Annotated in this window: 11 protein-coding genes; 3 read left to right on the top strand and 8 right to left on the bottom strand. The window is 72.1% G+C overall.

Annotated elements, in window-relative coordinates:
* Positions 1-7 precede the first annotated feature (7 nt).
* On the bottom strand, positions 8-2,707 hold the full coding sequence (locus GD748_RS13150) for a DUF222 domain-containing protein (RefSeq protein WP_152195611.1): 2,700 nt from the start codon (positions 2,705-2,707) through the stop codon (positions 8-10).
* 117 nt (positions 2,708-2,824) lie between these two features.
* Positions 2,825-3,595: an HAD-IIB family hydrolase gene (locus GD748_RS13155; protein WP_226921304.1), complete on the bottom strand. Its 771-nt coding sequence runs from the start codon at positions 3,593-3,595 to the stop codon at positions 2,825-2,827.
* 382 nt (positions 3,596-3,977) lie between these two features.
* Here GD748_RS13155 and GD748_RS13160 point away from each other — a divergent pair, with 382 nt between their 5' ends.
* Entirely contained in the window at positions 3,978-4,805 is an 828-nt protein-coding gene (locus tag GD748_RS13160; protein ID WP_152195612.1) for an aldo/keto reductase, read from the top strand.
* 173 nt (positions 4,806-4,978) lie between these two features.
* On the opposite strand, the gene GD748_RS13165 is transcribed toward GD748_RS13160, so the two are convergent.
* Genes GD748_RS13165 through GD748_RS13175 form a run of 3 tightly spaced genes read right to left on the bottom strand, consistent with a single transcriptional unit; the run spans position 4,979 to position 9,740 of the window.
* Positions 4,979-5,950 carry an NAD-dependent epimerase/dehydratase family protein gene (locus tag GD748_RS13165; protein ID WP_152195613.1) on the bottom strand — a complete coding sequence of 324 codons (972 nt, stop codon included), beginning with the start codon at positions 5,948-5,950 and terminating at the stop codon, positions 4,979-4,981.
* Positions 5,947-8,712: an alpha/beta fold hydrolase gene (locus GD748_RS13170; RefSeq protein WP_226921306.1), complete on the bottom strand. Its 2,766-nt coding sequence runs from the start codon at positions 8,710-8,712 to the stop codon at positions 5,947-5,949. Before GD748_RS13170 ends, GD748_RS13165 begins: the two co-directional genes overlap by 4 nt.
* The gene (locus GD748_RS13175) at positions 8,709-9,740 is read right to left on the bottom strand and encodes a 3-oxoacyl-ACP synthase III (protein ID WP_152195614.1); all 1,032 of its coding nucleotides are present in this window, start codon (positions 9,738-9,740) and stop codon (positions 8,709-8,711) included. Before GD748_RS13175 ends, GD748_RS13170 begins: the two co-directional genes overlap by 4 nt.
* Positions 9,741-10,096: 356 nt before the next feature.
* Between GD748_RS13175 and ligD the strand changes: the two genes are divergently transcribed.
* Positions 10,097-11,119: a non-homologous end-joining DNA ligase gene (gene ligD, locus GD748_RS13180; protein ID WP_152195615.1), complete on the top strand. Its 1,023-nt coding sequence runs from the start codon at positions 10,097-10,099 to the stop codon at positions 11,117-11,119.
* Between the two features lie 130 nt (positions 11,120-11,249).
* Here the strand turns inward: ligD and GD748_RS13185 are convergent, their stop codons facing one another.
* The 3 genes from GD748_RS13185 to GD748_RS13195 form a co-directional block, all read right to left on the bottom strand.
* Positions 11,250-12,311 (bottom strand): ATP-dependent DNA ligase, encoded by a 1,062-nt coding sequence (locus GD748_RS13185; protein WP_152195616.1) that lies wholly within the window; start codon positions 12,309-12,311, stop codon positions 11,250-11,252.
* A gap of 350 nt (positions 12,312-12,661) precedes the next feature.
* Positions 12,662-12,814 (bottom strand): methionine/alanine import family NSS transporter small subunit, encoded by a 153-nt coding sequence (locus tag GD748_RS13190; RefSeq protein ID WP_152195617.1) that lies wholly within the window; start codon positions 12,812-12,814, stop codon positions 12,662-12,664.
* Entirely contained in the window at positions 12,811-14,394 is a 1,584-nt protein-coding gene (locus tag GD748_RS13195) for a sodium-dependent transporter (RefSeq protein ID WP_152195618.1), read from the bottom strand. Before GD748_RS13195 ends, GD748_RS13190 begins: the two co-directional genes overlap by 4 nt.
* Before the next feature lie 244 nt (positions 14,395-14,638).
* Here GD748_RS13195 and GD748_RS13200 point away from each other — a divergent pair, with 244 nt between their 5' ends.
* Complete coding sequence (locus GD748_RS13200) at positions 14,639-15,892, top strand: cobalamin-independent methionine synthase II family protein (protein WP_152195619.1); 1,254 nt, start codon at positions 14,639-14,641, stop codon at positions 15,890-15,892.

Consider the following 15,892-nt stretch of genomic DNA (forward strand, 5'->3'; position numbering starts at 1 on the left):
TGCCTCGTCAGAATTGTGGGTCGCCGGCATGGGTCGCGTAGTAGCCGGGAAGGCGGGTGATGGTGCCGTCGATGTTGCGGCGGTAGGCGTGCCCGGTCGGGGTGATCCACTCGAAGACGCCGGGCTCGGGCTGGGTGACCTGGGCCTGGCCGTTGGTCTTCACACTGTGGTCGCGCACGCACGCCGGACCGAGATTCCCCGCGCTGGTCGCACCGCCCTGCGAGGCCGGCACGGTGTGATCGAGCTGGCACCTGGTCGCAGGGGTCGAGCACCCGGGCCGGATACACGTCTTGTCCCGCTCACGCACATACGCGGCCAGGTCCGCCGGAGGCCGGTACCGGCGCCGGCCGACATCAAGCACCGCACCGGAGAGCGGGTCCGTCACGATCCGCCGCCACGTCCCACCAGCAGCGATCGCCCGCGCCACGTCCGCGGTGACCGGCCCGTACCCGACGAGCTCGGCGACCTCCGACAACGGCGGATCGTCCCAGAACCGGGCACTGGGGCTCTCCGCCGCGGCACCGGCATCGCCGCCGGCTACCCCGGTGGCCTCATCGACCGCGTCGGTGCGATCGGCTGTCGCGGCGGCGGTACCGCTGCCGTCCGCTCCGGCGGTCACCGTGGTGTCGGTGCCGCCGACGAAGCGCGTGCCACCAGTGTCGGCGGCCGTGCCGGCTCCGGTGGGCTCGTGCGGTGGCAGGGCGACCGAGAGCGGGACGACCAGGCGGATCTCGGTGCGGTTGGTGCGCGCATCACCCAGCCGCATCCCCGGCCCGAAACGCAGCCGGCGAAGCAGCTCTGGCAGCACCCCCAGCGCCGCGGCCACGCATCCGCAGCCATCGCCGTCCGCAGTGCCGCAGCACCGCACCGAAGACACACCGGCCTCATCGGAGGCGGCCACGGCTAGGTCCTCGCCGGCAACAGGCGCAGCAACCCCCTGGTCACCGGCAGCGGGCGCAGCCGTCCCCTGGTCACCCGCAGCGGGCGCAGCCGTCCCCTGGCCACCCGCAGCAGGCGCACCGGTCCCCTGATCATCAGCAGCGGGCGCAGCCGTCCCCTGATCACCGGCAGCAGGCGCAATCGTCCCCTGGTCACCGGCAGCAGGCGCAGCTGTCCCCTGGTCGCCGGGTTCAGGTCCCGTCGAGACCACTACGGTGCTGCCAACCGGGTCAGATTCAGGCTCTGCGGCGGCCGACGTCGACGGTGCCGGTGATGCCAAGCAGTCCGGGACCCCGCTCGTGGCGGATGCCGCCGAACCATCCGCCTCCAGACCGCCCGCCGACACAGCACCGCCACCGCCAGCCGCCGCACCGGGCACGGAGTCGGCCACCGCACCGGGCACGGAACCGGGCGCGGAGCCGGGCACGGAGCCGGGCACGGAGTCGGGCGCCTCGCCGGGCGGGGAGCCGGGGCGTGTCTCACCGGGTGGGCCGGTGCTACTGCGCGGGGGTTGGCCGACCCACCGGCTCTCCATCGCACCCGCAGACAACGTGAAGAACGCATCCGCACGCAACTGATCCCTGCTCCGCGGATCCCCACCGGCCTTCGCCGCCGCCGCGACCGCGTCCAGCACCAGATCAACACCGACCAGATCCTGCGCCGCCCCCACGACATACATCGACGCCATCCCATCGGGCAACGGGCGCGGATGCGTCACATGACGCTCCCGCCTCGCCCGCGCATGCGCAGCAGCAGCATCCTCCGCATCCACAGCGATCAACGCCTTGGCCAGACCCCGCGTCAGCTGGTGCACCGTCTGCTCCCCGGCCTGCCCCAGCACCTCCTGCTCGACGAACCAGGCCACCGCACCAGGCCGGTGCGCCAACGTCGTGACGATCTCCGCCGCCTTACGCGCATCGATCCGCCCGCTGCTCAACGCCCGCCCCGTCGCACCGAACGAGCCCTCGATCCCGCGCCCCAGGGCGATGAGCTTCTTGCTCTCCCCCTTGGTGATCCCCAACCGCAACGCGATCTCCTCCGGCACCGCCGCCGCCTCCGGATCCCGCGACCCGAACCGGGCCGGATCGAAGACCTCCGCATGCGAGAGCTGCGCCGCCGCCCGCGCCGTGACCGACGCCGCCCACGACTCCACCCGCCGCGCCGCCGCCAGGACCTCCACCAACGCGTAGTCGTCCAACGAGGCCAGATCCAGACCATCCAGCTCCGCCGCCAACGCCCGCCCCGGCTCAAGCACCGCGAGCACATCCACCGGCATATCCAGACCATGCCCGCCCACCGGACCGCATCCTCGGACTGACTGGTGCCCCGGTGCAGAGGCGGCATCGCCAGCGTTCTCGCAGCAGTGGTCATCGTCGCGATGGCGAGGGTCTCGGAGATCGAGGTCGTCGGTGTCGCCGGGGTTGGGAGCGGCGAGCAGCTCGCACGCCAACGGATACCCCTCGGCAGCCAGCGCAGCCAGCTCCCGCGAGTCCATACGCTCCAGCTCTGCCAGCTGCGCCGCCAGCGCCACCCGGTCCTCCGCCCGCGCCCGCTCCACCACCGCAACCATGTGCTCACACACACCGCCCGTCGCGGCGAGCTCGCAGCACTCGCCCCCGTCGGGCGGCTCGGCGTCCGGTCCGGCGACGGCCGCACCGGGAACAGCCTGCGGCATCGGAGAGCTCCCAAGACGCGCAGCGGGCGCAGCGGTGCCGGACCGCGGCGTCAACGCCCCGCCGACCGACCGCTCAAGCTCGTCCTCGACCATGTTTCACACGCTAGTTCGAGGCACTGACATTTGAGCTGGGCGTGCGTCACCGTCGGCCGCGTCTTCCGTTCACCGGAAAGTCAGCTGGCCGAAGGAAGTGGAGAGCCAGCGGATGCGTCAGGCTCGGGCGCCGGCCAGCGATGCCACGATCTGCTCGACGACGTCGGCGGTCTCGCGCCAGTCCACGACCGCGTGCGTCGGCACGCCCAGCTTCTTGACCGGGTAGTCGTTGCCGTCGACGTCGAGGCGGTCGCCGATGAACAGCATGTCCGCGAGCTCGATGCCGGTCTGCTCGCTCAGCCGTGTCATGCCGTAGGCCTTGTCGACGCCCGAGCGGGTGATGTCCACCGACGTCGAGCCTCCGGAGCGCACCTCGAGCTCGGGCAGGAGCACGGCGACGGCGTCGCGCAGCGCGCTCTTCTTCGCCCCGGTGGGATCCCATGCCTTCTTCGCCTCGAGCGGGGCCTCCTGGCCGAGCGCCGAGAACGTGATCTGCGAGCCGCGGTTCTCGAGGATCTCACCCCAGGTCTGCTCCTCCCACAGCCCCAGCCGACGAGCCTCGCCCTCGACGGCGGCAAGCGCGCGGTCACGTTCCCCCGGGGTGAGGTCGTGCGCGTAGACCTGCTTCCAGTCCTGGCCGTCGTGGCGCAGGTAGCGGGTGCCGCAGGTCGGCATGAGGTGGAGCCGCGAGAGCTGCTCGGTGCTGGCACCCAGGTGTGCCAGCACCTGGTCGCGGAACTGACCGAAGTGGCCGCCGGAGATGATGCAGACCGGGACGGCGTCCAGGAGCGAGGAGAGCGCGGCTCCCATGCGCTCGGGCATGGGCGACTTCGAGGGGGCGAGCGTGTCGTCCAGGTCGAAGGCGATCAGTCGCACGTGGTCGGTCACGATGTCCAGGCACTCCTTGCAAGTCTCGACCGGCGCGCCTGGCGCCGGGTACGCACCGACGGGTGGATCTTGTCGGTCGGCGTCGATTATGCCCTCTTACCCTCGCTGCCGGCACGATGGTGAGGTCGCCATCCGTTCAACAGTGATCTCGCCGCCTGTCCAAACGGCGATCTCACCACCCGCGCAACAGCGGTCACGCCACCCGTACAAACTGGGATCTCACCACCCGCGCAACAGCGAACTCACCGCCTGCGCGGCAGTGGATCTCACCGCCCGAGCGGGCCGCCGACGGCGGAGCCGAGGGTCTCGACCACGGCCAGTGATCGCGACGGCGATCGCGCCACGGCACGGTGGTGATGTCAGCACCGGCACAATGGTGAGCATGACCTCGCTCCCACCGTTCCTCCTCAATGACGGGACCACGCTCCCAGCCGTCGGCTTCGGCACGTGGAGGGTCCGCGGCGACGAGGCGGTCGCCCAGGTCCGTTCGGCTCTCGACGCCGGCTATCGCCTCATCGACACCGCCGCCTCCTACGGCAACGAGGCGGAGGTGGGGCGCGCCGTCACCGGTACCGACGTTCCCCGCTCGGAGATCGCCGTCGCCAGCAAGCTCCGTGGCGCGGACCAGGGGTATGACGCGACTCTGCGGGGCTTCGAGGCCACCCGTACCGCACTCGGCCTGGAGTACCTCGACCTCTACCTCATCCACTGGCCGCTCCCGCGCCTGGGCAAGTTCGTCGAGTCGTGGAAGGCGCTCGTCCGTCTCCGCGAGGACGGCCTGATCCGCACCGTCGGCGTCTCCAACTTCACCGCGGCCCATCTCGACCGGCTCATCGACGAGACCGGCGAGGTGCCTGCGGTCAACCAGATCGAGCTGCATCCCGGGTTCGTGCAGGAGGACATGCGGGCGGCCAACGCCGATCGAGGCATCCTTACCCAGTCATGGGGGCCTCTCGGACGCGGCAAGGGCCTGCTCGAACGGCCGGAGATCGCCAGGATCGCCGCCGCGCGCGGCGTGAGCCCCGCGCAGGCGGTACTGCGCTGGCACCACCAGCTCGGTGTACAGCCGCTGCCGAAGTCCGCCGACCCGGCGCGGCAGCAAGAGAACCTCGACCTCACCGGCTTCTCCCTCACCGACGAGGAGATGGCGCGTATCGCGTCCGTGCCCCAGGAGCGACTCGGCGGCGACCCGGACACGCACGAGGAGTAGCAGAAGGCTGACGACGATCGGGGCGGTCAAGATCGCCTCGGGTGGCACGCCACCAGGCGGCCCCGCGCAGCTCAGCCCTGGCGGTAATGCGCGGCCAGACGGGCTCCAGCCCTGGCGGCAGTGCTCGGCCAGACAGGCCCCAGCCCTGGCGGTAGTACTCGGCCAGACAGTCCTCAGCCCTGCCGATAGTACTCGGCCAGACGGGCGAAGCCCTCGTCGAGGCTCACGGTCGGCGCCCAGCCGAGGGCCTCACGTGTGCGACGAAGGTCGAACCAGTGGGCTGTCGACATCTGCTCGGCTAGGAACCGTGTCATCGGCGGCTCGTCCGTACCCGGCCGGATCGCCCACACCTTCTCGATCACCGCTCCGGCCCCGCGGGCGAGCGCACCGGGGACGGACCAGCGCGGCGGGGCCACCCCGGCGGCGCGGCACATCCCGGCGACGAGCTCGGCCACCGGCCTGGGCTCGCCGTTGGTGACGACCAGCGCCTGCCCGTGGGCGGACTCGGCACGGTCGAGCGCGGCCACCAGCGCCGAGACTGCGTTGTCGATGTAGGTGGTGTCGATCAGCGCGGCGCCCCGGTCGAGCGTCGGCAGCCGCCCGGCCGCGGCACGGTCGACCACTCGCTGGACCAGCTGCGTGTCGCCCGGGCCCCAGACGATGTGCGGGCGCACGGCGACGACCGCGAAACCGGGCGCGTCCGCGGCGAGGGCCACGAGCTCCGCGGCGGCCTTGGTCCGGGCATAGCTCCCGCGCGCGAGCTCCGGCTCGGCCGGCCCCGCACCCTCTCCCACGATCGAGTCGCCGGTGTGCGCGACCGAGGGCGAGGACACGAACACGAACCGTCCCGCACCGGCCTCCCGCGCAGCCTCGAGCAGCAGCCGGGTGCCCTCGACGTTCGTGCGCTCGAAATCGGCGAGGTCACCGGCGAAGGACACCTTCGCGGCCAGGTGCACGACGCCGTCCTGCCCCGACACGGCCTCGGCGACGGCGACGGCGTCCGTGACGGACCCACGCACCTCTCGCGCCCCGGCGATCCCGGAGACCCGCCGCTGCAGCACGGTGACCTCGTCGCCGCGGGCGAGCAACGCCGTCGCCACCTCCCGGCCCAGCATCCCGCTCGCACCGGTGACGAGGACCCTCACGGTTTGCCGACCCGCTCGCCCGCCAGGAACCGCCCGGCCCACGCGGCCAGGCGGGCGCGCTCGACCTTGGAGTTGTGGCGGACGTCGGTGGGGACCTCGGGCACGCGCAGGACCGCGGCCACCGGCACGTCGGACGCGGCGCGCACCGCGCGAGCGAGCCCCTCGGGGGCCAGCGAGGGACGCCGTCGTGCCCCCGCGTGCACGGTCAGGTCGGTCTGCACCACCACGACGACCTGCTGGGCGCCGACGGGCCCGACGCCGACAGCTGCGGCCCGCGCCACCCCGGGGATGCCGAGGACGTCGTTCTCGACCTGCACCGGCGTCACGACCCCGTCCGGCGTGACGATCACGTGCGTGAGACGTCCCTCGATCCACAGGCGTCCGACGGCGTCGAGATGCCCGACGTCGCCCGTCCGGTGCCAGCCCGGCCAGGTGGCCGAGTGCTCCTGGGTGCCCCACAACTTGTCGTAACGGTCCTTGAGGTTCGCCGCCGAGACCAGCACCTCGCCGGTCACCCCGGCCGCTGCGGTCGGCTCGCCGGTGGCACGGCCCTCGTCGTCCAGCGGCACGATCCGGACGCTCGCGCCGGGCACGGGTTCGCCGACACAGGTGCCGCCGCCGGCCCCGGGCACCTCCCCGCTCACGGCGTCGGCCTCGGCGGCCCTGATCTGGGCCAGGGACACGTCCGTCAGCGGCAGCGCCTCGGTCATCCCGTACGGCGTGTGCGGGTCGGCGCTTGGCATCACCTCGAGCACCTCGGCCAGGCGGCCCGAGGAGATCGGCGCGCCGGCGGACAGCAGCAGCTCGACCGTCCCCAGCGCGTCCCGCTGCTCGGCGGTGAGCTGCCCGGCGGTGCGCACCACGTTGGCCAGCGCCGAGGGCGAGGCGAAGACGGCGTAGGCGTCGATGGCCGCCACGGCGTTGGCCAGTGCCCCGGCCGTGAGCGTCGCCGGGGCGGTGACGTCCATGTCCGGCGTCGCGCTGGTGGCACCGAGCGCGGTGCCGAGCAGCGCGAACGGGGCGAAGCCGGCCACGAAGGGGCGCTCGGGCGACAGCCCGTAGGTGGCCGCGACGACGTCGCGCATGCCCGCCAGACGGCGGTGGGTGTAGACCACGCCCTTCGCCGGTCCGGTGGACCCCGACGTGAACAGGATCGCGGCGTCCGCCTCGGGGTCTGGCTCGGGCGGCAGGGCGGCGCCCGCGGCGGACAGCACGGCGCCGCGTGCGAGGAGCTCCCGGAACGAACCGGCGATGCCGAACGTGCGCCGGCGGCTGTGCGCGGTACGCGGGGGCGTGTAGCCGACCTCGTGCCAGCCGGGGACGACGATGAACTTCTGTCCGGGCCAGCCGAGCAGGCGGGCGGCGACCATCGCCTTCTCGATCCCGATGATGTGGTCCGGCGACGCCCCGCGCACCGCGCGGGTCAGACCCCGCACGCCCAGCCCGGCGTCGGCGAGCACGACCGTCGCACCGATCCGCAGGCAGGCGAAGAGCGCGGTGGTGAGATCGATGCCCGGCGGCACGAGGAGGCTCACCCGGTGCCCGGGTCGCACCCCGGAGTCGGCGAGGCCACGCGCCAGGTGCTCCACCCGCCGGGCGAGGTCGGCCCAGCTGAGCATCGACGTGCCATGGCCGGACAGCGCCACGACGGCGGCCGCGTCCGACCCGGACTGCTCGACCAGCGCGGCGTACAGCGGCCGGTACGGCGCCCGCTGCGCCGCGTCGCCGGACCCGGTGATGGAAGATCCGGTGCCGGCGGGCTCGGACGCGCCGGTCGGCACGGTGGCGTCCACGTGCCCGGTGACTCCGGTTTCGGTGCCCTTCGCTCGCCGGCCCGCGGACTCCGCCGTCCCGATGCGACGGCGGTCGAGCCAGCGGACCAGCGTGCCGGCGACGTCGGCGTCCTCGACCACGAGGTGGCGGGCGCCCTCGAAGCGGTGGACGTCGGCCTGGGGCAGACGCGTCATCAGGTCACGGAGGAACCGCTCGTAGAAGACCGGGTCCTTCGGGCCCCACATGAGCAGCGCGGGCACGTCCAGCGCGCCGACGCCGGCAGCGATGCGCTCGAGCTCGGGGTGGCTGGGGTGGTCGGCGTCGACCGGGATGTCCTCCACGAAGAACCCGATGCCTCGCCTGTCGTCCGCGGTGCGGTAGGGGGCGCGGTAGGCCTCGCGCACCTCGGTCGGCAGGGACGGCGAGGCCAGCGACAGCGTGATGTCCAGGAAGGTGGGCGTGAGCGTCGTCGCGCCGCTGTGGACGGCGCGGTGCCGGGCCAGGCGCAGCAGGTACGGCACGCGCGTGCCGGCGGCCAGGTGGACGCCCGTGTTCGTCAGGACCAGCGCCGCGAGCTCGTGGGGATGGTCCACCGCCCACCCCATCGAGACGACCCCGCCCCAGTCGTGACCGACGGTGACCACGGGCAGACCGTCCCAGCTGTCGCCGGACAGGCCCAGGTGGTCGGTGAGCGCGCCGAGCTGGCGGACCCGGTCGGCGAGCCGGTGGGTGGTGCCGGTGCGCTCGGAGTAGCCCATCTCGAGCTGGTCGACGGCGACGACCCGCCACCCGTCGGCCGCGCCGGCGGCCAGCACGGACCGCCAGAGGTAGGACCAGGTCGGGTTGCCGTGCACGCACAGCAGCGTCCCGCGCGGGGTCCGCGTCAGGGACGAGGAGTTGTCGAGGTAGTGCCAGACGTGGCCGTCGACGACGGCACGGCGCGACCAGGCGGGGTCGACCCCGGGCCAGCGTGGCGCCGGCGCACTCACCAGGCCAGCTCCAGCATCGCCGTGTTCAGCCCGGAGCCGACGCCCAGGCACATCACCCGGTCGCCGGGGCTGAGGGACTCCGCCTGCTCCGACAGGGTCATCGCGATCGCCGCCGGGCCCACGTTGCCCCACCGGTCGAACGTGATGGGGACCGCGGCCGGGTCCAGGTCGACGGCGTCGATGATCGCCTGGGTGTAGGGCGTGGAGATCTGGTGGGTGACGTAGCGGTCCATGGACGACCAGTCCCACCCGTCGGCCTCGGCCTCGCGCCACGCGTCGACCACGAGCTTGAGCCCCTTGCCGAGGAGGTTCTTGGTGTCGGTCGTCATCTTGCCGAACGACCCCACGCACAGCTCGTGGTGCTCGGTGCCGGCGCGCGAGACGGCGCCGAGGATGCGGTGCCCGTCGGGGCGGTCCGAGGCGCGCCCGATGACCGCGGCGGCGGCGCCGTCGCCCAGGGTGAGCGAGGCGAACTGGTCGGTGTAGTCCTGGCGGGTGACGCCGTCGGCGTTCAGGCGGGTGAGCGTGTCCTCCTGCGTACGGCGCACGTCCTCGGCGTTGACGATCACGGCGTGGTCGATCTGGCCCGCGTCGATCATGGCGGCGGCCATCTGCACTCCGTTGACGAAGCCGACGCACGCGTTGGTGATGTCGAAGTTCAGTGCAGAGCTCGGCAGGCCCATGCGGTCGTGGATGCGCACCGCGACGGACGGCTCGAGGTGGGCGCGCGAGACCGAGGTGTTGATCAGCAGGCCGACCTGCGCCGGGTCCACGCCCGCCTCGGCCAGGGCCTTGGAGCCGGCCTCGGCCGCCATGTCCTCGAACTGGGTGCCCTCCTCCCACCAGCGGCGCTCACGCACCCCGGAGACCCGCTCGAGCAGGTTCTTCGGCAGCCGCAGCAGCTTGCGGGGCACGGCGAGCCGGTCCTCGAACTCGGCGGAGGTCACCACCCTCGGCGCCTCGATGTGCGACAGCCCCACGATGGCACTGTCGCGGTACCGGAAGGTCGCGTTTCCCTGAAGACTCACCACCCAAGGTTACGGAACCCTGCCAGCAGGGCGCACCTGGATCGCTCGTGCGGAGAGATGGTTCACAACTGGCGGAATTCCGGAACTCTCCCGGCCGTCCGTCCGGCCGGGTCCCGCGCAGTCCGTCCGGTTCGGTCCACGTCGCCCGTCCGGCCCGTTCGGGAACGTGTCGTCCGGACGACCTGCTCGTCCGTCCGGTTCGGTCCGGCGTCGTTCGTCCGGCTCGGTGCGGCGTCGTCCGTCCGGTCCGGTGCGGCGTCGTCCGTCCGGTTCGGTGCGGCGTCGTCCGTCCGGTTCGATCCGGCGTCGTCCGTCGGGTTCCGTCCCGCCGCCCTGCCCTGCCCTACGCTCGCCTCATGGCTTCATCGGCGAAGATGTTGGAGGTGCCCGGACCGCAGGGTCCGCGGCAGGTGCGCGTGTCGAGCCCGGACCGGGTGATGTGGCCCGACGCGGGCATCACCAAGTGGGACCTCGCCGAGTACGTCGCGGCCGTCTCCGACGGGTTCCTGCGCGCAGTGGGCGATCGGCCAGTGACCCTGCAGCGCTTCCCCGGGGGCATCGAGGGTGAGGAGTTCTTCTCCAAGAACCCGCCCCGCGGTGCGCCCGAGTGGGCACGGACGGTCGTGTGCACCTATCCCTCCGGCCGCACGCACCCGCAGCTGGTGATCGACGAGATCGCCACCGCGGTCTGGGCGGTCCAGATGAACACCGTGACCTTTCACCCCTGGCCCGTGCGCTCGGCCGACAACGACAAGCCGGACGAGCTGCGCATCGATCTGGACCCGCAGCCGGGCAAGGGGTTCACCGATGTCGTCGAGGCCGCGTTCGGGCTGCGCGAGCTGATGACCGAGCTCGGCCTGACCCCCTTCGTCAAGACCTCCGGGCACCGGGGCGTGCACGTGTACGCCCGGATCGAGCCGACCCACGAGTTCCTCGACGTGCGCCACGGGGTCATCGGCATCGCCCGCGAGCTCGAGCGACGGATGCCGGAGCTGGTGACGACGGCCTGGTGGAAGGAGGAGCGCGGCGAGAAGATCTTCGTCGACTTCAACCAGGCGAACCGTGACCGGACCATCGCGTCCGCGTACAGCCCTCGGCCGCTGCCCGGCGCACCGGTGTCGATGCCCGTGAGCTGGGAGCAGCTGCGCGACGTCGCACCCGCCGAGTTCACCGTACGCACCGTGCCCTCGCTCCTGGCGACCGACGGTGACGCCTGGGCCTCGATCGGCGACGCCGTCGGCCGGGTGGGAACCGCCCTCGAGCTCTGGGAGCGGGACGTGGCGGACGGACTCGGCGAGCTGCCCTTTCCGCCGGAGTACCCGAAGATGCCGGGCGAGCCGCCGCGCGTGCAGCCGAGCCGGCGCAAGATGGCCGAGTAGGCGGCCACGCAGCACCGTTGAGCAAGCGGGCTCGCGACCACTTCGTGCCCCTCGCCGACCACCACCCGCCGAGCGACACGTTCCGACCGCCGGACGACCACTTCGTGCCACTCGCGAGCGTGACCGCTGCTCAACGCTGCAGGACGGCGTCCAGGTCGTAGGCCAGGGGGCGCTCCACCTGCGCGAGCGTGCAGGAGGTCGGGTCGCGGTCCGGGCGCCAGCGCAGGAACTGCGCTGAGTGGCGGAAGCGCGACCCCTCCAGCTGGTCGAACTTCACCTCGACCACCCGCTCGGGCCGCAGACGCACGAAGCTGACGTCCTTGTTGCCGCTGAAGCGCGACCTGTCGGTCTCCCCACGCACCGCCTCGCCGGCCTCGTCGCGGACCACGAGGTCGTCCAGCTCGTCGACGAGCTCCTTGCGACGCTTGTCCGTGAACGCCGAGATACCGCCGACGTTGAAGAGGTTCCCGGCGTCGTCGTAGAGGCCCAGCAGCAAGGAGCCGACGCCGGAGCCCGACTTGTGGACCCGGTAACCGACGACCACGGCTTCGGCCGTGCGGGCGTGCTTGATCTTGAGCATGACCCGCTTGCCCGGCTGGTACGCGTGAGCCAGGCCCTTGGCGACGACACCGTCGAGCCCGGCGCCCTCGAACCGGGTGAACCAGTCCTCGGCGAGGGCCTGGTCGCGCGTGGTGCGGGTCAGGTGCAGGGGCGCCCCGGCCGCCAGACCGCCAAGCGCCTCCTCGAGCCGGGCGCGCCGGGTCGCGAACGGCTCGGGCATGAGGTCCTGGTCGCCGAGGGCGAGCAGGTCGAAGGCCACGATCTCGGCCGGGGTCTCGACGGAGAGCTTCGCCACCCGCGAGGCCGCCGGGTGGATGCGCTGCGACAGCGTCTCCCAGTCGAGCCGCTGTCCGCCGGGGGCGCCGGCGCGCACGACGATCTCCGCGTCGACGGCGCAGCGCGTCGGCAGGTGCTCCCGCACCGCCTCGACGACCTCGGGGAAGTACCGGGTCAGCGGCTTGCTGCCCCGGCTCGCCAGCTCGACCTCGTCGCCGTCGCGCAGGACGATGCAGCGGAAGCCGTCCCACTTGGGTTCGTAGGACCACCCTCCCTCGATCGCGTCCTGGGCTGGGACGGCTGGGACGGCCTTGGCGAGCATCGGCGCTACGGGCAGGGAGATCGGGAGTTCCACACAGACATCCTGTCGGTCGGGGGACGGTGGCGCGCGGCGACCAGCTGGGGACGACGCGATTCAGGACGGGTGACGATGGCACGCGGCGCGGGCCGTGCGAACGGCGCAGCGCGGGGTCCGCGGACAACGCGGCGCGGGGCGTGACGCGCGACGGCCGGTCCGGCCGCCGCGTGCCGGGTCGCTCCGGCCGCCGCGTGCCGGGTCGCTCCGGCCGCCGCGTGCCGGGTCGCTACGGCCGACGAGCGCCGCGCCGCCAGAGCCGCCGCGTGCCGGGCCGGTACGGCCGACGGGCGCCGTGCAGCCAGAGCCGCCGCGTGCCGCGACCCCAGAGCCGCCGCGTGCCGGGGCCGCTACAGCCGTCGCGCACCCGGCTCGTCGAGCGGGCGCTCGTCGGGCCGGTCGTCCTCCAGCGGGTTCCGGGCGAGGAACGTGATGGCGAGCACCAGGCCTCCCCACACGACGAGGATGGCGATGATCATCATGATGAGAGCGGTGGTGGTCATCGGTGCGCCTCCGGGTTCGTGGAGCCGGTATCGAGGCGGGCGGAGCTGCCCTCGAAGCCGGCGATCGGGTCTGGCGTGTAGTCGTCGACCGGTCGACGCCAGCGGATGAGCGAGTAGACGACGGCCGCGAGGATCATCGCGCCGACCACGCCCCAGCCGACGATGTTGACGAAGCTCTCCGGGTAGCCGCCGTAGGGCGTGGTGATCAGGTCGATCACGGTGGTCGCGAGCATGTAGAGCAGGGCGAGCGGGACGATGATGCCCACCAGCACCCGCCACCAGGTCCCGACCCGGGCGGTGGAGACAGAGTTGAGGTGCGCCTGCAGCTCCGGCAGCTTCCGCAGTCCGAATCCGAGGATGAGGCACATGAGGATGGCCGAGCTCACGACACCGATCTCGTTGGTGTACTTGTCGACCGTGTCCAGCATCGCCAGCGACGAGGTGGTGGAGAACAGCGCCAGGGAGACGATCGCGCACAGACCGCCGATGAGCACCGAGACCTGCACGCGGGAGAGGCCGAACTTCTCCTGGAAGGCCGCCGAGATCACCTGCATGATCGAGATCAGCGAGGTGAAGCCGGCCAGGGTGAGCGAGGCGAAGAACAGCACCCCGAAGATGGGGCCGCCCGGCATGAGCGAGACGATCTGCGGGAAGGTGATGAAGCTCAGCACGACGCCGGTGAGCCCCTCCAGCTCCCCGACGGCGACCCCTTGCTGGAAGGCCATGTAGCCGAGCGTCGCGAAGACGCCGATGCCGGCGAGGAGCTCGAAGGAGCTGTTGGCGAAGGCCGCCACGTACGAGACCGGCACCAGGTTGGAGCGCCGCCGGAGGTAGCTGGAGTACGTGAGCATGATGCCGAAGGCGATGGACAGCGAGAAGAAGATCTGGCTGTAGGCCGCCACCCACACCCCGGGGTCGGACAGAGCCGACCAGTCCGGGGTGAAGAAGGCGTTGAGCCCGTCCATCGCCCCGTCCAGGAACAGCGCACGCACCACGAGGATGAGGAAGAGGATCACCAGCAGCGGCAGGAAGATCTTGTTCGCCCGCTCGATGCCCTTGGCGACGCCGAGCGCGAGGATCACGAGCGTGACGATCCAGACGATCAGGAGCGGCCAGAAGATGCCGGCCACGATGTCGGTCGTGACGGTGGCGCCGGCGTCCTGCAGGAACTCGCCGATGAAGAAGGTGGCCGGGTCGTCGCCCCAGGCGAGGGAGACCGAGAAGCCCATGTACCGGATCGCCCAGACGATGATGACCGTGTAGTAGGTCGCGATCACGAAGGCGATGGCCACCTGGAACCAGCCCAGCGGCTCGAACTTCTTGCCGAGCCGGCGGAACACCGTCGGCGCCGAGCCACGGAACCGGTGCCCGAGCGAGTAGTCGAGCAGCAGGATCGGCACCCCGGCCGTCAGCAGCGCGACGAGGTACGGGATGAGGAAGGCCCCGCCGCCGTTCTCGTAGGCGACGCCGGGGAACCGCCAGATGTTCCCCAGGCCGATCGCCGAGCCGATCGCCGAGAGCAGGAAGCCGAGCTGCCCGGTCCACTGCTCCCGCTCGGCAGGTCTGGTTGTCGTTGCCATCGTGTCCCTCTCGTGCCGGGAGCGCCGCCGGCGGAGGCGATAACCGCAGCGCTGCGGGTGTCACTGGCGCCGTGAGGCGCATGTTGCGGGTGATGATAGCGGTACCAGTGCAGGTCGCCGCCAGTATCCACGGGATGAGCCGATCCGCACCGGCTCTCCCATGCTGACGACGTCGGGTGCCGCGCGCGGGACGGACCTGCCACGATCGTGCCGACGACGAAGCCGCCGACCAGACGAGGAACACATGCTTGCCAGCACCGACCGCATCCGGACCACCCACGCCGGCTCCCTGCCCCGGACGCCCGAGCTCATCGCCGCCAACGCCGCCCGCGAGGCGGGCGCTGACGGCGCTGCGGACGCCGACGGCGGTGCGGACACCGACGGCGTTGCGGACGGCAAAGACTTCGACGCGCTGCTCTCGGCAGCCGTGACGGACCTGGTCCGCCGACAGGTCGAGCTGGGCATCGACGTCGTCGGCGACGGCGAGTTCGGCAAGGCCATGACCTCGGCGGTCGACTACGGCGCCTGGTGGTCCTACTCCTTCCAGCGCACCGGCGGCCTGGAGATCGACGGCGACGACTCGTGGGCGACCGAGCAGGTCCTCTCCTCCCCCGGCGACGTCCGGCTCACCGGCTTCGTCCACCGGCGCGACCGCAAGCGTTTCGCGGACGCGTACGCCGACCCCGAGTCCGGCATCTTCACCGGCGGCCCGAAGCCCTTCCCGTCCGTCACCGGCCCGCTGACCTACACCGGTCAGGAGGCCGTCGCCACCGACGTCAAGAACCTCCGTGCCGCACTGGACCGGACCGGGGCGCAGGAGGGCTTCATCACCGCCCTGTCCCCCGGCAGCGCCTCGCGCATCACCAACAAGTACTACGGCTCGGACGCAGAGCTCCTCTTCGCCTGGGCCGACGTGCTGCGCGAGGAGTACAAGGCGGTCATCGACGCCGGCCTGGTGCTGCAGATCGACGACCCGTCCGTCGCGGAGAACTTCGACCAGATCGAGCCCGAGCCGTCGGTCGAGGACTACCTCGCCTTCACCCAGCTGCGGGTCGACGCCCTCAACCACGCGCTGCGCGGGCTGCCCGAGGACCAGATCCGGTTCCACCTGTGCTGGGGCTCCTGGCACGGCCCGCACACCACCGACATCGCGATGCGCGACATCGTCGGCGCGATGCTGCAGATCAACGCCGGCGCCTACTCCTTCGAGGCCGGGAACGTCCGGCACGAGCACGAGTGGCGGGTGTGGGACGACGTCGCGCTCCCCGAGGGCAAGCTCATCCTGCCCGGCGTGGTCTCGCACGCCACCAACGTGGTCGAGCACCCCGAGCTGGTCGCCGACCGCATCGAGCGCTTCGCCGTGCGCGTGGGGCGCGAGAACGTGCTGGCCTCCACTGACTGCGGGCTCGGCGGGCGCATCCACCCGCAGATCGCCGTAGCCAAGCTCGAGGCGCTCGCCCAAGGGGCGGAGATCGCCACCAGTCGCCTCTGGCGGTGA

This window comes from Georgenia subflava (assembly GCF_009193155.1).
GTDB classification, from domain to species: Bacteria; Actinomycetota; Actinomycetes; order Actinomycetales; family Actinomycetaceae; genus Georgenia; species Georgenia subflava.